Raw genomic sequence first — 16,748 nt, forward strand, 5'->3', positions numbered from 1 at the left:
GCCGAGGCGGGCGGCCTGGACACCTGGCTGAAAAGGGCATCAGGGGGGCTTCAGCCCGTGCCTGCGCTTGTGCGGGTGTTGGTGTTGGTGTTGGTGTTGGTGTTGGTGGGCGGTTTGTCTTGCCCGCCCAGCAAGCAGCGCAGCGTGTTGGGGCCAAAGCTCAGTTGCAGGGCCACGGCGAGCGCGCCCGCGCTCAACAACATCAGCCACAGCAGGCTGCCGAAGGCCGCGCCGTCTTGCCACAGGCACAGGCCCAAGGCCAGGGCGAGCAGGGCCGCGCCCTGCAGGCGCCAGCGGCGCAAGGTCGCGTGCGTCGGGGGCTGATGGCGTCCGATGCCGAGCGTGTCCCGGTGGCGTTCCTGGCTGAGGGCCAGGCAGGCCATGCCCAGCGTGTTGAGCAGGCCGGCGGCCCCCATCCAAATGGCGTCATGCATGTCGTTCTCCAGGGGCCGGCACAGCGCTTGCCAGGCCTGCTGCCCCGCGGTGGGGTACGGGGCGGTGCAGCCGCGATGCGGTCCAGGCGCTCAGGGCCGCCAGGCACAGCAGGGCGGAGTCCACGCCGGCCACGCCCCATTGGCCTTGCTGCAGGCTGCGCCACAGGGGCATGCCGGTGGTGAGGGCGTTGAGCAACACGGCGGCCGCCGCCGCGATGGCCACCGCCCGCACCTGGGTCGCCCAGGCCGGGTGGCCGCGCCAGGCCGCATGGGCCAGGCTGAGCAGCCAGCACAGGTAGAAGGCGGCCATCTCCAGGTCGGCGCGGCCCAGCCCGCCGAATCCGACCTGGGCCGGCAGCAGCCGGTTGGCGATCAGAAAGGCCAGGGTGGCCCCGATCACACCGGGCAGGGTGGCGATGCTCAGGGCCTCGACCAGGCGCACGCCGCGAAGGCCCTGACGGGTGTGGCGGACACGCCGGCTTTCGAGCCAGAACACAAAGCCGGTGCCGATCATCACGCAGCCGCCGAGGCCGGCCGCAAAGTACAGCCAGCGCAGCGTCCAGTGCTTGAACTGCACATAGTGCAGGCCGCTGATGAAGCGCTGCACGCGCATCACCGGGGCTTCGTTGAACTCGTGCAGCAGGGTGCCGCTGGCCGCATCGAAATAGAGCTGTTCCAGGCCCAGGGGCACCTGGTCCTGAGGCGAGCGGCGCAGCTCCACATAGCTGTTGGCGTCGCCTGGGTGCCAGACCCGCAGGAAGTAGGCCTCGCTGCCGGGCCAATGCTGGCGGGCTTGGGCCAGCAGCTCGTCCAGCTTGGGGGCGTGCTCGGCGGGTCGGCCCGCGGGGGGGCGTCGATAGACCCCCATGCCTTCGGCCTGGAAGGCCCGTTGGGCAGCCACCGGCCCGGCGCCCGGGTAGGCGGCCCAGGGCGCGGCAGGCCAGTAGATGCCCATGAAGACGATCAAGCCCGACAAGGCGATGGCAAAGTGAAACGGCAGCAACAACACGCCTGTGAGGTTGTGCAGGTCCAGGCTGGCGCGGGGCAACTGCTTGCGTGGGCGGAACAGAAAGAAGTCGGCCAGCAGCTTGCGGTGGATCACCACGCCGCTGACCACGCCGACCAGCATGGCCAGGCCCGCCAGGCCGGCCAGCCAGTAGCCCAGGTCTTTCCATTTCAGGTGCAGGCTGTAGTGGAACGGGTAGATGAAGCCTGAGCCACCCAGGGTCTCGACCTCGTTGAGCACGGCACCGGTGCGCGGGTGCAGGTAGCGCCGCTCGGGCAGGGCGCTGCCTGGCGGGCGCCAGCTCAGGCGCAGCACCGGCGCACGCTCGTAGGGCAAGACCACGGACCATTGCGAGGCGCCCTGGGTCAGGCGTTCGATCTGGGCGCCGACCGGGCCTTCCAGCACCAGCGGGGTTTGCAACACGGCGGTGTCCAGGCGGGTGTCGGGCATCATCCAGCGGTCGATTTCGCGGTCGAACACGCTCAACGTGCCCATCCAGAACACCACGAACAACAGGCTGCCGACGAGCACACCGGCCCAGCTGTGCAGCCAGGTCATGGATTGGCGGAAATGGGGGTGCATGGTGGGGCTTTCTCAGGGCAGGCAGGCCAGCAGGGCCAGGCAGGCGGCGCTGCCCAGCAGCACGGTGGCCCACAGACGGCGAAGGCGCCGCACGCTGAAGGCCCACAGCAACCAGGCGAGGTAGATCAGAAAGCCCAGCATGGCGGTGGCCACCACGGCCTCGCTGCGGGGCAGGCCGGCCAGGACCAGCAGGCGGCTGAGCAGGCCCATGCTGCAGGCACTGATCAGGTAGCCGCCCGGCAGGGCGGCCACCACCCGGGCCGCCACATGAAGGGGTTTGGCGTGCATGGGGCCCCGGGCTCAGAAGGTGGTGCGCAGCGTCATCTGCAGGGCGCGTGGCGAGCCCGGCAGGATCAGGTTGTCATTGCTGCCGTGGCTGGACACGTAGTACTTGCGGTTGGCCACATTCTTCAGGTTCACGTCCAGCGCCCAGGTGCCGCGCTCGTAATGCGCCGCGGCGTCCAGGGTGGTGTAGCCCGGCAGGGTGACCAGGTTGGTCAGCGAGGTGTAGCGGGCGCCCACCGCGCTCAGGCCGCCGCCCAGGCGCAGGCCCTGGCCCAGGTCCTTCATGGCCCAGACAAAACCCGAGTGGCGCGGCGTGAGCGCGGGCACCTTGCCCAGCGCCGACACGTTGACCACGGGCAACTGGCTGGAGGCCGTGGTGGCCACCGACTCGACCATGCGGCCGTTCAGCCAGGCGTAACCGGCGCTCAGGTCCCAGCGGCCGGGCAGGCGGCCGGTGGCGGTCAGCTCCAACCCATCGGTGCGCTGCTTGCCCACATTGATCATCACCGAGGGGCGGTTCGGGTCGGTGTTCTTGATGTTGGCGCGCTCCAGGCGGAACAGGGCCCCGGTCAGGTTGAGCTGGCCATCCAGCAGGTCGAGCTTGGCGCCGATCTCGCGGTTCTCCGTGATCTCGGGGGCGCTGGCGGCGTTGCTGGACGACAGGGCCAGGCTTTCGCCCGAGGGCTGGAAGGAGCGGCTGTACGAGGCGTAGTAAGACAGCCAGTCGGCCGGCTGCCAGACCAGACCGGCGCGGGGGCTGAACTTCTTGTCGGTGCGGCTCAGTGGGCTGAGCTTGCGCTCGAAAGCCGTGTCCTGGCTGAACACGTCGTAGCGGGCGCCGAGCAGGGCCTTCCATTGCGGCGACAGGGTGATCTGGTCTTGCGCATACAGCGCGCTGGTGCCCAGCGAGGTGTGGCTGGGGATGGCGCTGTCGGCCGCGTAGGCGCTGGCCGCGATGGCGGGCGGCACCACGTTGCCGGGGTTGAACAGGTTGACCCGGTCGACTGTGCCGCCGGAGACCGACCAGGCGGTCTTTTTCTGCGAGCCCAGCTCCAGGCCCATCAGCCACTCTTGCTGGAAGCCGCCCAACTGGTTGCGCCAGGTGAGGTCGGTCTGGTTGAACAGGCTCGATTCGTCGCGGAAGATGAAGGAGCGGGTGCGCCCCACCGTCTGGGTCACCGGGTCGGTGGTGCCGCTGGGCAGGGTGTTGAAGCGACGCAGGTCGTAGCCCTGGATGCGGGTGACGTTGCGCAGCGACAGGGCCTCGTCGAAGCGGTGGTTGAACGTGGACGTGAAGGCGCGCACATGGCTGGTGGTGGTGTCGTCGCGCGCGGCCTGGCCCGAGCCGTAGTAGGTGCTGGCGGCCACATTGACCGGGCGCCCGTTCAGGGCCGGGATGCCGAAGTCGGTCAGGCGGCGGTCGTCGGCGTCGGTGTACTGCAGCAGCAGATCGGTTTCACGGGCCAGCTTCAGGGCCAGCGAGGGGGCGAAGTTGTAGCGCTTGAGAAATTGCTGGTCGCGGTAGCTGCCCGAGTCTTCCTTGGCCACGTTCAGGCGGAAGGCGGCGCTCTCGTTCAAGCCCAGGTTCAGGTCGGCGGTGGCGCGGCGGTAGTCAAAGCTGCCCAGGCCCAGCGTGGCTTCGCCGCGGGTCACGCCAAATTGCGGCTTCTTGGTCACGCGGTTGATCAGCCCGCCCGAGGAGCCGCGCCCGTACAGCACGGCGGCCGGGCCCTTGAGCACTTCGATGCGTTCGATGTCAGCCAGGTCGCGGAAGTACATCGCGTCGTCGCGCACGCCGTCGATGAACTGATCCGCCAGGGCCGTGAAGCCGCGGATCACCACCTGGTCGCGCTGGCCGTCGCCGGTGCTCATGGCCACGCCGGGCACGTTGCGCAGGGCATCTTCCATCGAACGGGCGCCCTGGTCGCGCAGCAACTGGGCCGGCACCACCTGCACCGATTGCGGAATGTCGCGCAAGGGCGCGCTGGTCTTGGTGGCACTGCGGCTGCTGGCGGGTGAATAACCCTCATCCTGGGCCCCGTTGACGGTGACTTCCTGCAGGGTCTGGGCCAGGGCCGGCAGGCCGAAGGCGGTGAACAGGGCCAGGGCGAGCGGGCCACGGCGGAAAATGCGTTGCTGAAACATGGTTGGGCCTCGGGGCACGGGGTGGGTCCGGGGGCAGGGGGCGGAGCGCCCTGCGTGAGCCGGAGCCGGCGTGCCGAGGTCGGAGGCGCCCCACGGCGCGCCCGATCCGTGAGGGGCCGCGCGCAGGCCAGAGGCCCGCCAGGCGCCCGGGGCCACGAGGGCCGGCACACAGGATCCGGGGCTGGCGGGGCCCGTGTCGGGCTTGGCTGGCGTGGCGCAAGTTTACATTACAAATGAGAAGTATTCGCAACAACTTGACGCAACAGGAGTCAAGATCGGCGCGATGGATTGGGGCCGAGCAAAAAAAATGGGCCCGAAGGCCCATGGAAAGTGGCACCGCGGGGGTGCTTATTCGTGTTCGCCCATCTGCGACTGCAGGTAATTGGGCAGGCCCACCTTGTCGATCAGGTCGATCTGGGTCTCCAGGAAGTCGATGTGCTCTTCGGTGTCGTCGAGGATCTTCTGCAGCAGGTCACGCGAGACGTAGTCGCGCACGCTTTCGCAGTGGGCCATGCCGGCCTTGATGGTGGCCTGGGCGCCTTGCTCGGCGCCGAGGTCGCAGCGCAGGATTTCGGGCACGTCCTCACCCACCGACAGCTTGCCCAGATCTTGCAGATTGGGCAGGCCGTCCAGCATGAAGATGCGGTCCATCAGCCAGTCGGCGTGTTTCATCTCGCCGATCGATTCGGCGTATTCCTTCTTGGCCAGCTTGTCGAAGCCCCAGTGCTTGAGCATGCGGTAGTGCAGAAAGTACTGGTTGATGGCGGTCAGCTCGTTCTTGAGCTGGGCCTGCAGGTGGGCTATGACTTGAGGGTCGCCTTTCATGGGGTGTCCTTCCGGTTGGGGTGATCGGTGGATTGTGGTGCAGAACAAGGCGCTGTTGCACCCGATTTGGCGGGGATCTCAGTAAATCAGGCGCTCGGGCCGGATCTCCTGCAGGATGGTGGTGGCGATCTCCTCGATCGACTTGGTGGTGCTGCTGAGCCAGCGGATGCCGCTGCGCCGCATCATGGCCTCGGCTTCATTGACCTCGGCGCGGCAGTTCTCCAGGCTCGCATAGCGTGAGTTGGGGCGACGCTCGTTGCGGATCTCGGACAGGCGCTCGGGGTGGATGGTCAGGCCGAACAGCTTTTTGCGATGCGGCAGCAGGGCCGGCGGCAACTGGCGGCGGTCGAAGTCTTCGGGGATCAGCGGGTAGTTGGCGGCCTTCAGGCCGTGCTGCATGGCCAGGTACAGGCTGGTGGGGGTCTTGCCGCTGCGGCTCACCCCGACCAGGATCACATCGGCGGCCTCCAGGTCGCGGTTGGACTGGCCGTCGTCATGGGCCAGGCTGAAGTTGATGGCCTCAATGCGGTCGTGGTATTCCTTGCTCTTGCTGACATCCGAGAAGCGGCCCACCCGGTGGTGCGACTTGATGCCCAGCTCTTTTTCGAGCGGGTGCACAAAGGTACCGAACATGTCCAGCAACATGCCCTGGCAGCCTTCCTGGATCACGGCCAGTACCTCCATGTTCACCAGCGTGGTGAAAACGATGGGCTTGCGGCCCTCGATCTCGCCCGTGTGGTTGATCTGGCGCACGGCCTGGTGGGCCTTGTCGACGGTGTCGATGAAGGGCAGGCGCACGTGGCGGGTGCTCATGTCGAACTGGGCCAGGATGGCGTTGCCGAAGGTTTCGGCGGTGATGCCGGTGCCGTCCGAGATGTAGAAGACTGTGCGGGTGTGCATTTGCGAAGGGGGTTCCAAAAAGAGTCTGTCAGCCTGACGCCAGCAGGTCTTGGCGCGCCAAGCCTACAATCGCGCATTATCCAAATTCTCACCATGCGCTGTCTTGACCTACAAGCACAAATACAAAGTCGCCCGACGCGCATGGGCCGCAGCTGCCATGGCCGAAGCGCTGGCAGCGCAGACCCGGTTTTAACTTCTGGAGCTTTCCCATGTCTGCACTTTTCAGCCCGACCGCCCTGGTCGTACCGTTTGAAAACCTGAGAATGAGCGATGTCGAGGCCGTTGGCGGCAAGAACGCCAGCCTCGGCGAGATGATTTCGCAACTGCCGCAAGGCGTGCGGGTGCCCACCGGCTTTGCCACCACCGCCCATGCCTTCCGCCAGTTCCTGGCCCATGACGGCCTGGCCGACAAGATCAATGCCCGACTGTCCAGCCTGGACACCGAGGACGTCAACGCGCTGGCCAAGGCCGGCGCCGAGATCCGTGCCATGGTCGAGGCCCAGCCCTTCCCGGCTGACCTGGAAAAAGCGATTGCCGACGCCTTTGCCACGCTGAGCGCAGGCAATGCCGCCGCTTCGTTCGCGGTGCGTTCCTCGGCCACCGCCGAAGACCTGCCCGACGCTTCGTTCGCCGGTCAGCAAGAGACCTTCCTGAACGTGGTGGGCCTGAGCGACATCCTGCACAAGATGAAGGAGGTGTTCGCCAGCCTCTACAACGACCGCGCCATCAGCTACCGCGTGCACAAGGGTTTTGCCCATGCCGACGTGGCCCTGTCGGCCGGCGTGCAGCGCATGGTGCGCTCCGATCTGGGCGCCGCCGGCGTGATGTTCACCATCGACACCGAGTCGGGTTTTGAAGAGGTGGTCTTCATCACCTCCAGCTACGGCCTGGGCGAGACCGTGGTGCAAGGTGCGGTGAACCCTGACGAGTTCTATGTGCACAAGCCCATGCTCAAGGCCGGCAAGCGTGCCGTGATCCGCCGCAACCTGGGCTCCAAGCTGATCCAGATGGTGTTCTCGAGCGCTGAAGAAAAAGCCGCTTCGGGCAAGCTGGTCCAGACCGTGGATGTGCCCACCGAGTTGCGCAACCGCTATTCGCTGACCGATGCCGACGTCGAGCAACTGGCTCAGTACGCGCTGGTGATCGAACAGCACTATGGCCGCCCGATGGACATCGAGTGGGGCAAGGACGGCACCGACGGCCAGCTTTACATCCTGCAGGCCCGCCCCGAAACCGTGAAGAGCCAGCAGCAAGGCAAGGCTGAGCAGCGCTACAAGCTCAAGGGCCAGGGCGCCGTGCTGGCCGAAGGCCGTGCCATCGGCCAGAAGATCGGTACCGGCCCGGTGCGCCTGGTGCATCACATCAGCGAAATGGACAAGGTGCAGGCCGGTGATGTGCTGGTCACCGACATGACCGACCCGAACTGGGAGCCGGTGATGAAGCGCGCCAGCGCCATCGTCACCAACCGGGGTGGCCGCACCTGCCACGCCGCCATCATTGCGCGCGAACTGGGCATCCCGGCCGTGGTGGGCTGTGGCAACGCCACCGACCTGCTCAAGGACGGCACCCTGGTGACCGTGAGCTGCGCCGAAGGCGACACCGGTCGCATCTATGACGGTCTGCTGGAGACCGAGGTGACCGAGGTGGAGCGCGGCGTGATGCCCAAGATCGACACCAAGATCATGATGAACGTGGGCAACCCGCAACTGGCCTTTGATTTCTGCCAGCTGCCCAACGAGGGCGTGGGCCTGGCCCGCCTGGAGTTCATCATCAACAACAACATCGGGGTGCACCCGAAGGCGATCCTGGACTACCCGAACATCGACACCGACCTGAAGAAGGCGGTCGAGTCGGTGGCCCGGGGTCATGCGTCGCCGCGTGCCTTCTATGTGGACAAGGTGGCCGAAGGCGTGGCCACCATTGCTGCGGCCTTCTGGCCCAAGCCGGTGATCGTGCGCCTGTCCGACTTCAAGAGCAATGAGTACCGCAAGCTGATCGGCGGCAGCCGCTACGAACCCGAGGAAGAAAACCCGATGCTGGGCTTCCGTGGTGCGGCGCGCTACATCAGTGCCGATTTCGGCGAGGCCTTTGCCATGGAGTGCGAAGCCCTCAAGCGCGTGCGCAACGACATGGGCTTGACCAATGTGCAGGTGATGGTGCCGTTTGTGCGCACCTTGGGCCAGGCCGACCGCGTCACCCAGCTGCTGGCCGATCACGGCCTGAAGCGTGGCGAGAACGAGCTCAAGGTCATCATGATGTGCGAGGTGCCGAGCAACGCCATCCTGGCGGATGAGTTCCTGCAGTATTTCGATGGCTTCTCGATCGGCTCCAACGACCTGACCCAGCTCACGCTGGGCCTGGACCGTGATTCGGGCCTGGAACTGCTGGCCGCCGACTTCGACGAGCGCGACCCGGCCGTCAAGGCCATGCTGAGTCGCGCCATCGCCGCCTGCAAGGCGCAAGGCAAGTACGTCGGCATCTGTGGCCAGGGCCCCAGCGACCACCCCGACTTTGCCCAGTGGCTGGCGGATCAGGGCATCGCCTCGATCTCGCTCAACCCGGACAGCGTGATCGACACCTGGAAACGCCTGGCCGGCCTCTGAGCCAGTGCATGAGGGGGCATCGGAGCCGCCGTCGCCGGGGTAAGACCTAGGCCTGACGGGCGGTATCCGGTGCGATCATGCGGGCATGTCTCCACCCGTGGCTTCCGAACTCTCTGCGCCGACCCCGGCTGTGCTGACCCAACACCGCTTCTGGTGGTTGCGGGCCTCGCTCCTGGGCGTGTGGGCGGCGGTGTCCTTTGGGGCCTGTTACTTCGCCCGTGATCTGCAGCAATGGCCCTTGCCCGCCTGGGGCGGATCGCTGGGCTACTGGATGGCCTCGCAGGGGGCCGTGCTGGTGTTCATCGCCATCGTGGTGCTGTATGCCTGCGTTCTCAACCGCGCCGACCGCCGCAGCGCCCAGCCCCCTGCAGGGGTTGGTGCCGAGGCCGACTGATGCCGGAGCGGCCGGCGGTGTTGGCAGATTCGGGTGTGCGGCGTCGCTACGAGCGCCGCCTGTACCGCATCCTGGGCCTGTTTGTCCTGGGCCTGCTGGGCTTTCTGCTTCTGATGGGCTGGGCCGAACAGCAGGGGCTGTCGCGGCGCTGGATCGGCCCCATCTTCCTGTTTTCGAGTGTGATGGTGTGTGCCGGCATCGGCATTTACAGCCGAACCACCGACGCCGAAGACTATTACGTGGCCGGGCGGCGCATTCCGCCGTTCTTCAATGGCATGGCGGCGGCGGCCGACTGGATGAGCGCGGCCTCTTTCATCAGCCTGGCTGGTGCTCTTTACCTGCAGGGGTTTTCGGGCACCGAAGGGCAGCCCGGCGGGCTGGCCTATGTGCTGGGCTGGACCGGCGGATTTTGTCTGGTGGCCATGCTGATCGCGCCCTACCTGCGGCGCATGAACCTCTACACCGTGCCCGATCTGTTCGAGCAGCGCTTTGGTGGGCGCTGGCCTCGCGTGATTGCGGCGCTGGCGGCGGTGGTGTGCTCTTTCACCTACGTGGTGGCCCAGATCTACGGCGTGGGCCTGATCGCCTCGCGCCTGACCGGCGTGCAGTTCGAGATCGGCATCATGCTGGGCCTGGGCGGCGTGCTGCTGTGTTCCTTTCTCGGGGGCATGCGGGCCATCACCTGGACCCAGGTGGCTCAGTACATCATCATGCTGCTGGCCTTTCTGATCCCGGTGTCCTGGCTGGCGTACAAGCAATTGGGCAATCCGCTGGCCCCTCTGGTGTATGGGCGTCAGCTGGCCAAGATCGAGGCGCTGGAGCAACAGCTCATCGATTCACCGGCCGAGCGGCAGGTGGCGGCTGAGTTCCTGCGCCGGTCGCACGAGTACGAAGCCAATCTGAACAACGTTCCGCAGTCTTTGGTGCGCGAGCGCCAGGCTGCCCAGGAACACCTGCGTGAACTGCGCCAGCGCAATGCCGATGTGGCCAGCATCGTGGCTGCCACCCGCGAGGTGGCCAGTCTGCCACGCGACGCCGCTGCCGCCCGCGAACAATGGACCCGGGCCATCCAGGAGAACCGCGAGCGCGCCACCCCGCTCGGGGGCATGCCAAGGCACAGCCAGGCCTTTGCCGGTGACCCGGAAGGCACGCCAGCCGAGCGCGAAGCGTTTCACCTGTCTCGCCTCAACTTTCTGGCGCTGATGTTCTGTCTGATGGCCGGAACGGCGGGCTTGCCGCACCTGTTGATCCGATACTGCACCACGCCCACGGTGGCCGATTCGCGCACCTCGGTGGCCTGGTCGCTGGTGTTCATTGCCTTGCTGTACCTGAGTGCGCCCGCGCTGGCGGTGCTGGTCAAGTTCGAGATCATGAACAACCTGGTGGGCAGCACATTCGGGGCCTTGCCGACCTGGATCGTGCAGTGGTCCAAGGTGGACCCTTCCCTGGTGTCGGTGAGCGACGTGAATGGCGATGGGTTGCTGCAGTTTGCCGAACTGAGGTTGGGGGCCGACATCGTGATGCTGGCCACCCCGGAGCTCGGCGGCTTGCCCTATGTGCTGTCGGGCCTGGTGGCGGCGGGCGGCCTGGCGGCGGCGCTATCGACCGCGGACGGTCTGCTGCTGACCATCAGCAATGCGCTGGTGCATGACCTGCACTTGTTCCGCAAGGCGGCCTCCAAGGTCGCGCTGGGCGAGCGGCGCGTGATCCTGTCCAAGTTCGTGCTGCTGGCCGTGGCCATGCTGGCGGCCTTCATTGCGGCGCTCAAGCCGTCCGAGATCCTGCCCCTGGTGTCGGCTTCGTTTTCGCTGGCAGCATCGGCCCTGCTGCCGGCGATGGTGCTGGGCATCTTCTGGCGGCGCACCACCCGGCAGGCGGCGGTGGTCGGCATGCTGGCGGGCCTGGCGGTCACGGTGTATTACCTGCTGTCCAATTCGGCCACGCTCATGCTCTGGCTGGGCTGGCCCCCCGGGCCCCGCCTCTGGTACGGCATCCAGCCGGTGTCGGCCGGCGTGTTTGGTGTGCCGGTGGGCTTTGCCGTCATCGGGTTGGTCAGTGCGCTCACGCCGCGTCGACCCAGCCAGGTTCTTGAAGTGCACAGCTGAGCGTGGCCTGCCAACGGGCCTGCTTATGGAAAAACCCCAATACAAAAGCCCCCCAGCGCATGCCAATCTGGGCTGACAATGCGGCAGGCCCCGGTGGGCCTGCACAGACCTGTTCCCGCAACGCACACTGCCGATGATCTATACCAAGACCGAATTGGGTCAACGCCTTTTCAAGGCACGCGACCCGGTGCTGACGCCTCGTCAGCGGTCTGCCTTCATCCTGTTTGACGGGGTGCGGCGGCTGGATGAGGTCCTGCTGGCCACCACCGCGCTGGGCATCACCCAGGCCGATGTCCGGCACATGCTGGCGTCGGGCTTGCTGGCCCAGGTCAGCCCGGTCGCGGTCGAGTCGGTGGCCAGCCCTTTGCCCAAGGGGCCAGAACCCTTCGAAGAGGGGGAGGCCGCGGTTGATTTTTCATTGTCCCTGCTGCCGCATGACAGTGCTCGCAGCGAGCGCCAGCGTTTCAATGACGCCTACCCGGTGGCGGTGGCGCTGACGGCCTCTCTGGGCTTGCGGGGGTTTCGCCTCAACCTGGCGGTGGAGGCTGCGGGCAATTACCAGGCCCTGCTGTCGGTGGCGCCGCGCATCCGCGAAGCGGTGGGGGCCACCCAGTACCGGGCCCTGGAGCGCGCCCTGCTGGGCTGAGCGCTCCGGGCCCGGGATCAGGCTCAGGCGACAGCCAGCAGTTCGACGTCGAACTTCAGGGTGGCATTGCCCGGGATCACGCCACCGGCGCCGCGGGCACCATAGCCCAGCTTGGCCGGGATGATCAGGGTGCGCTTGCCACCCACTTTCATGCCTTGCACGCCCAGATCCCAGCCCTTGATGACCATGCCGGCACCCAGGTGGAATTCAAACGGCGAATTGCGGTCCACGCTGGAGTCGAACTTGGCACCTTGGGCGCCGCTGTTGTACAGCCAGCCGGTGTAGTGCACACGCACCTTGCGGCCGGCCACGGCCTCGGTACCGTCACCGACCACGGTGTCCACGATCTGCAGGTCGGCGCTGGCCGATTCGGGGGATTCCACACCCAGCAGCTCGACATCGAATTTCAGGGTGGCGTTGGGCGGGATCACGCCGCCCGCACCGCGCGCACCGTAGCCCAGCTCGGGCGGGATGATCAGGGTGCGTTTGCCGCCAACCTTCATGCCCTGCACGCCTTCGTCCCAACCCTTGATGACCATGCCGGCCCCCAGGGCGAATTCAAACGGGTCGTTGCGGTCGACGCTGGAGTCGAACTTGGCGCCTTGAACGCCGTTTTCGTAGAGCCAGCCGGTGTAGTGCACGATCACCTCGACGCCGGCGCGCGCTGCTGCGCCCTCGCCAACCGTGGTGTCTTCGTATTGCAGGCCAGAGGGAGTGGTGGGCATTGGATTTCCTTGCGTCAAGTGCTTCAATTCGAGAGCCAGGATTATCCCTGAAACCCAGGACGCGCCCCGGCTGGGAGGGTCGTGCCTAGGCGGTGCGCCGGGCCCGGTGGGCCGCCCAGCGAGCGGCAAAGGGTTGCACATCGTGCAGGCGCCGCAGCAGGTCCTTGCCACTGTCCGTGACCAGGTAGCCGCTGGGACCGTGGTCGACCAGACCGGCCTCGCGCAGTTCTTTCAGCCGGGTGTTGAGGGTGTTGGGGGTGATGCCACCGACGCTGTCCTGCAGCAGCCGGAAGGTCTGGGCGTGTTCGTCGCGCAAGGCCCACAACACGCGCAATGCATAACGCGATTCAAGCAGGTCGAACAACTGGCTGATGGCGCTGACTTCCTTGGCACTCATGGTCGCAATCTCCGGCTGATGCGCTGGACGGGCGGGCGCATCGGGCGGTCGCCTGCCATCACGGCGCGACTATAGCCCAAATTGCACAGTCTGCTACGTCTTTCATAGCTGCCGATTCAGCCTGAATCAAGCCCGGATCCGGGCGCTGGCTGGCGCTCGGGCGGGTCAGAGGTAGATCTTCTGCAGCAGCCGGATCAGGGTTTTGCGTTCGTTGGCCGTGAGCCGGCTGGTGGCATCGTCTTCGAGGTCGGCGGCGGTCTGTTCGGCGTCTTTCATCAAGGCCAGGCCGGCGTCAGTCAGGTGCAGACCCATCGCCCGGCCATCACTGGGGTGGGGCCTGCGCTCGATCAGGCCGCGCCGGTCCATGCTGGCGATGATGCCGACCAGGTTGGGCGGCAGGATGTTGAGGGTGGTGCACAACTGGCGCGAGGTGATGCCCGGGTTGTGCGCGACCAGTGACAGCACCGAGAAGTCGACCACCTTGAGTCCATAGACCGACATGCGCTCCATGAAGACCTCGATGATCGTCAGTGCGGCGCGGCGGGCGTTGTAGCCCATCAGGGTTTCGAGGTAGCGGGTGTCCACGCTTTCCACGGCAACAGAGGGGGCAGGTTTCTTCGTAGCCATGCCGCCATTGTGGCGGCAAGCCCAGGGCCGACTGCAGCGGCTTGTGACTCTGTGGTGACAAATGGCGCCCAATGATAGTTATATGTAATCGTATGAATACGATCAATTAATGGGCTCAATGGCTTCGGCTGCGATAAAGTCACGGCTGTCGTTCAACCAACCCCAAGTGAGGAAACAGCAATGTCCCTGATCAACACCCAAGTCCAACCCTTCAAGGCCCAGGCTTTCCACAATGGCAAGTTCATCGAAGTCACCGAGCAAAGCCTGAAGGGCAAGTGGTCGGTTCTGATCTTCATGCCGGCCGCCTTCACCTTCAACTGCCCGACCGAAATCGAAGACGCCGCCGACAACTACGCTGAATTCCAGAAGGCTGGCGCCGAGGTCTACATCGTCACCACCGACACCCACTTCTCGCACAAGGTTTGGCACGAAACCTCGGCTGCTGTCGGCAAGGCCAAGTTCCCCCTGGTCGGCGACCCGACCCACGCCCTGACCAACGCTTTCGGCGTGCACATCCCTGAAGAAGGCCTGGCACTGCGCGGCACCTTCATCATCAACCCCGAGTTGCTGATCAAGACCAGCGAAATCCACTCCAACGAAATCGCTCGCGATGTCAAGGAAACCGTGCGCAAGCTGAAGGCTGCCCAGTACACCGCCGCTCACCCCGGCGAAGTCTGCCCCGCCAAGTGGAATGAAGGCGCCAAGACCATCGCTCCGTCGATCGACCTGGTCGGCAAGATCTAAGTCACTGCCGGATGACGGCCGAGCACGCCGCGGCGTGCTCCCCCGCCGGACAGCGTCATGGCCCTGCGCCATGCCGTCCGGCTTTTTTTCGCCCAAAAATTGGCGCGCGCCCCGGTGGATGTCCCCGGTGCCTGTCCGCAGCGCCCCCAACCGAATTCAAGAAGGAAGCCATCATGCTCGACGACCAACTCAAGACCCAACTCGCCGCCTACCTGGAGCGCGTGACGCAACCGTTTGAGCTGGTGGCGTCCCTCGACGACAGCGACACCGCCCGCGAGATGCTGCAACTGCTGCAGACCATCCAGTCGCTGCGTGCTGACAAGATCAGCCTGCGCACCGATGGCAGCGATGCCCGCCGTCCCTCGTTCAGCCTGCAGCGCGTGGGCAGCAGCAGCCAACTGCGCTTTGCCGGTCTGCCGCTGGGCCATGAGTTCACCTCGCTGGTGCTGGCGCTGCTGTGGACCGGTGGTCACCCGCCCAAGGTCGAGGCAGATGTGATCGAGCAGATCCAGGCCCTGGATGGCGATTACAACTTCGAGGTCTACATGAGCCTGAGCTGCCACAACTGCCCGGACGTGGTGCAGGCGCTGTCGCTCATGGCCATCCTCAACCCGCGCATCAAGACCACCGTCATCGAAGGCGGTGCCTTCCAGGAGGAAGTCACGCGCCGCGAAATCATGGCCGTGCCCATGGTGTTCCTGAATGGCGACGTGTTTGCCTCGGGGCGCATGACCGTGGAAGAGATCGTGGCCAAGCTGGACACCGGTGCTGCGGCCCGCGACGCCGCCAAGCTGTCGGCCAAGGCCCCGTACGATGTGCTGGTGGTAGGCGGAGGCCCGGCCGGCGCCGCCGCGGCGGTGTACGCGGCCCGCAAGGGCATCCGCGTGGGGGTGGCGGCCGAGCGTTTCGGCGGCCAGGTCAACGACACGCTGGCCATCGAGAACTACATCTCGGTGCTCGAGACCGATGGCCCCAAGTTCGCCGCGGCCCTGGAGGCCCACACCCGGGCCTACGACGTGGACATCATGAACCTGCAGCGCGCCGACAAGCTGATCCCCGCTGCCCAGCCCGGCGGTTTGACCGAGGTGGTGCTGGCCAATGGCGGCAGCCTCAAGGCCAAGACCGTGATCCTGTCGACAGGCGCACGCTGGCGCAATGTCAACGTGCCCGGCGAGGCCGAGTACAAGAACAAGGGCGTGGCCTATTGCCCGCACTGCGATGGCCCCTTGTTCAAGGGCAAGGACGTGGCGGTGATTGGTGGCGGCAACTCGGGTATCGAGGCGGCCATCGATCTGGCCGGTGTGGTTCGCCACGTGACCGTGATCGAGTTTGCGCCTGAGCTGAAGGCTGACGCCGTGCTGGTCAAGAAGCTGCACAGCCTGCCCAATGTGGTGGTGCACACCAATGCCCAGACCACCGAGATCACCGGGGCCTACGGCAAGGTCAATGGCCTGCGCTACAAGGATCGCGTCAGCGGCGAAGAGCAACTGGTGGCCCTCGAGGGGGTGTTTGTGCAGATCGGCCTGGTGCCCAACACCGAGTGGCTCAAGGGCACGGTCGAGCTGTCGCGCTTCGGCGAGATCGTGGTCGACGCCAAGGGCCAGACCAACCTGCCCGGCGTGCTGGCTGCGGGGGACTGCACCACGGTGCCTTACAAGCAGATCGTGATCGCGGCAGGAGACGGTGCCAAGGCCGCCTTGAGTGCCTTCGATCACCTGATCCGCACCCCGGCGATCGCCTGAGCCGCGCTGAGTTGATTTGAATTGAACGACGCCACCCCACACCTGCCTCGCAGGTGTGGGGTTTTGTCATCTGCGGCGCTGATTTTTCAGGTCCAATCGGGGCATGGATATCCCTGCCCACATCGACAGCCGGCTGACCGAGCTGGAAATCAAGACCAGCTTCAACGAAGACCTGCTGGAACAACTCAACCAGACCGTGTTCCGCCAGCAGGAGCAGATTGATGCCCTGATCCGCGAAGTGCACGAACTGCGCCGCCAGACCCCCGACAGCGGCGTGCAGCGCGGCACCAGCCTGCGCGACGAACTGCCGCCTCACTATTGAGCGCTTTGTAGGACAGATGGAGTCTCCCGTCTCTGGGGCGGGATCAAGTGCCCAACGCTGATGCCGGGTGTTGAGCATGGAGTCTGAGCGAGCACCGGCCTCACCGTTCAAAGGGCCGCGGAGCAGGCCATGCCAGCGGACACCATGGAGCTGGCTTTGCCAGGCCATGGGTGTCGTCCCCCTTGGGGGCTGAGCCCTGCGGCTCCAGGCCTGCCTGCGCAGGGCTGGACAGGGCGAAGAGCGTCCGCGTCTCGCGGCCGCACGGT

Annotated in this window: 16 protein-coding genes and 1 pseudogene; 7 read left to right on the top strand and 10 right to left on the bottom strand. The window is 66.0% G+C overall.

The window, feature by feature from the left end; genetic code table 11:
• Positions 1 to 50: 50 nt before the first annotated feature.
• From AC07VS_RS03465 to ppsR, 6 genes are all read right to left on the bottom strand, one after another.
• Entirely contained in the window at positions 51 to 434 is a 384-nt protein-coding gene (locus AC07VS_RS03465; RefSeq protein ID WP_494750228.1) for a DUF3325 domain-containing protein, read from the bottom strand.
• On the bottom strand, positions 427 to 2,022 hold the full coding sequence (locus AC07VS_RS03470) for a PepSY-associated TM helix domain-containing protein (RefSeq protein WP_494750229.1): 1,596 nt from the start codon (positions 2,020 to 2,022) through the stop codon (positions 427 to 429). The genes AC07VS_RS03465 and AC07VS_RS03470 overlap by 8 nt, the downstream gene beginning before the upstream one ends.
• A gap of 12 nt (positions 2,023 to 2,034) precedes the next feature.
• A complete protein-coding gene (locus tag AC07VS_RS03475) occupies positions 2,035 to 2,310 on the bottom strand; it encodes an iron transporter (protein WP_492346869.1) in 276 nt (91 codons plus the stop codon).
• Between the two features lie 12 nt (positions 2,311 to 2,322).
• Positions 2,323 to 4,452, bottom strand: coding sequence for a TonB-dependent receptor (locus tag AC07VS_RS03480; protein ID WP_492346870.1), 2,130 nt, complete (start codon positions 4,450 to 4,452; stop codon positions 2,323 to 2,325).
• Between the two features lie 348 nt (positions 4,453 to 4,800).
• Positions 4,801 to 5,277 carry a bacterioferritin gene (gene bfr / locus AC07VS_RS03485; protein WP_492346871.1) on the bottom strand — a complete coding sequence of 159 codons (477 nt, stop codon included), beginning with the start codon at positions 5,275 to 5,277 and terminating at the stop codon, positions 4,801 to 4,803.
• Between the two features lie 78 nt (positions 5,278 to 5,355).
• On the bottom strand, positions 5,356 to 6,177 hold the full coding sequence (gene ppsR / locus AC07VS_RS03490) for a posphoenolpyruvate synthetase regulatory kinase/phosphorylase PpsR (RefSeq protein WP_027475805.1): 822 nt from the start codon (positions 6,175 to 6,177) through the stop codon (positions 5,356 to 5,358).
• A 209-nt stretch (positions 6,178 to 6,386) separates the two neighbouring features.
• On the opposite strand from ppsR, the gene ppsA reads away from it, so the two are divergent.
• The 4 genes from ppsA to AC07VS_RS03510 all read left to right on the top strand — a co-directional run bounded on the left by ppsA (position 6,387) and on the right by AC07VS_RS03510 (position 11,925).
• Positions 6,387 to 8,780, top strand: a complete 2,394-nt coding sequence (ppsA, locus tag AC07VS_RS03495) for a phosphoenolpyruvate synthase (protein ID WP_492346872.1) — start codon at positions 6,387 to 6,389, stop codon at positions 8,778 to 8,780.
• Positions 8,781 to 8,865: 85 nt separating this feature from the next.
• Positions 8,866 to 9,174, top strand: a complete 309-nt coding sequence (locus AC07VS_RS03500) for a DUF4212 domain-containing protein (protein ID WP_492346873.1) — start codon at positions 8,866 to 8,868, stop codon at positions 9,172 to 9,174.
• Positions 9,174 to 11,279, top strand: a complete 2,106-nt coding sequence (locus tag AC07VS_RS03505; protein WP_494656394.1) for a VC_2705 family sodium/solute symporter — start codon at positions 9,174 to 9,176, stop codon at positions 11,277 to 11,279. The genes AC07VS_RS03500 and AC07VS_RS03505 overlap by 1 nt, the downstream gene beginning before the upstream one ends.
• Positions 11,280 to 11,412: 133 nt before the next feature.
• Positions 11,413 to 11,925 carry a hypothetical protein gene (locus AC07VS_RS03510; protein WP_492346875.1) on the top strand — a complete coding sequence of 171 codons (513 nt, stop codon included), beginning with the start codon at positions 11,413 to 11,415 and terminating at the stop codon, positions 11,923 to 11,925.
• Between the two features lie 23 nt (positions 11,926 to 11,948).
• On the opposite strand, the gene AC07VS_RS03515 is transcribed toward AC07VS_RS03510, so the two are convergent.
• The 4 genes and pseudogenes from AC07VS_RS03515 to AC07VS_RS03530 form a co-directional block, all read right to left on the bottom strand.
• Positions 11,949 to 12,278 carry an FKBP-type peptidyl-prolyl cis-trans isomerase gene (locus tag AC07VS_RS03515; protein ID WP_492347060.1) on the bottom strand — a complete coding sequence of 110 codons (330 nt, stop codon included), beginning with the start codon at positions 12,276 to 12,278 and terminating at the stop codon, positions 11,949 to 11,951.
• A gap of 27 nt (positions 12,279 to 12,305) precedes the next feature.
• Positions 12,306 to 12,650, bottom strand: a pseudogene (locus AC07VS_RS03520) (FKBP-type peptidyl-prolyl cis-trans isomerase); the annotation flags it as partial.
• 85 nt (positions 12,651 to 12,735) lie between these two features.
• A complete protein-coding gene (locus tag AC07VS_RS03525; RefSeq protein ID WP_492346876.1) occupies positions 12,736 to 13,047 on the bottom strand; it encodes a winged helix-turn-helix transcriptional regulator in 312 nt (103 codons plus the stop codon).
• 165 nt (positions 13,048 to 13,212) lie between these two features.
• Positions 13,213 to 13,674: a MarR family winged helix-turn-helix transcriptional regulator gene (locus AC07VS_RS03530; protein ID WP_492346877.1), complete on the bottom strand. Its 462-nt coding sequence runs from the start codon at positions 13,672 to 13,674 to the stop codon at positions 13,213 to 13,215.
• Between the two features lie 180 nt (positions 13,675 to 13,854).
• Between AC07VS_RS03530 and ahpC the strand changes: the two genes are divergently transcribed.
• The 3 genes from ahpC to AC07VS_RS03545 all read left to right on the top strand — a co-directional run bounded on the left by ahpC (position 13,855) and on the right by AC07VS_RS03545 (position 16,482).
• Positions 13,855 to 14,418 (top strand): alkyl hydroperoxide reductase subunit C, encoded by a 564-nt coding sequence (ahpC, locus tag AC07VS_RS03535; RefSeq protein ID WP_019574930.1) that lies wholly within the window; start codon positions 13,855 to 13,857, stop codon positions 14,416 to 14,418.
• Between the two features lie 173 nt (positions 14,419 to 14,591).
• Positions 14,592 to 16,160 (top strand): alkyl hydroperoxide reductase subunit F, encoded by a 1,569-nt coding sequence (ahpF, locus tag AC07VS_RS03540; RefSeq protein WP_494750230.1) that lies wholly within the window; start codon positions 14,592 to 14,594, stop codon positions 16,158 to 16,160.
• A 103-nt stretch (positions 16,161 to 16,263) separates the two neighbouring features.
• Positions 16,264 to 16,482, top strand: coding sequence for a SlyX family protein (locus AC07VS_RS03545; RefSeq protein WP_492346879.1), 219 nt, complete (start codon positions 16,264 to 16,266; stop codon positions 16,480 to 16,482).
• Positions 16,483 to 16,748 lie beyond the last annotated feature (266 nt).

Source organism: Curvibacter sp. GW821-FHT01G03 (assembly GCF_059422285.1).